Here is a 255-nt window from a genome sequence, read left to right on the forward strand (position 1 = left end):
GGCGGTGGCCAATGTCCTCGGCACTGCCTTCGAACACGGTCATGGCAATGCCTGGGTATAGCTTGCGAAAGGCATTCATCAAGCCGGGCACATAGTGCAGGCCGAACATCGGGGGAATACCCAGACGCACTTCACCGCGTTTCAGGTCGGCCATGTCGCGCAGTTCTTGCCGGGCGACATCCATCTCACGCAGGGCCGATGCAATGCGCGGCAGAAACTGTTCGCCTTCGGCGGTGAGGATCACCTTGCGCGTAG

At 60.8% G+C, this 255-nt stretch carries 1 protein-coding gene; it reads right to left on the reverse strand.

The genetic code is table 11. The features are described from left to right. Positions 1-255, reverse strand: a 255-nt coding sequence (locus SB756_RS32390; protein WP_410913546.1) for a LysR substrate-binding domain-containing protein, incomplete at both ends; no start/stop codon positions are given.

This window comes from Pseudomonas sp. SIMBA_068, assembly GCF_046534705.1.
Taxonomy (GTDB): domain Bacteria; phylum Pseudomonadota; class Gammaproteobacteria; order Pseudomonadales; family Pseudomonadaceae; genus Aquipseudomonas; species Aquipseudomonas putida.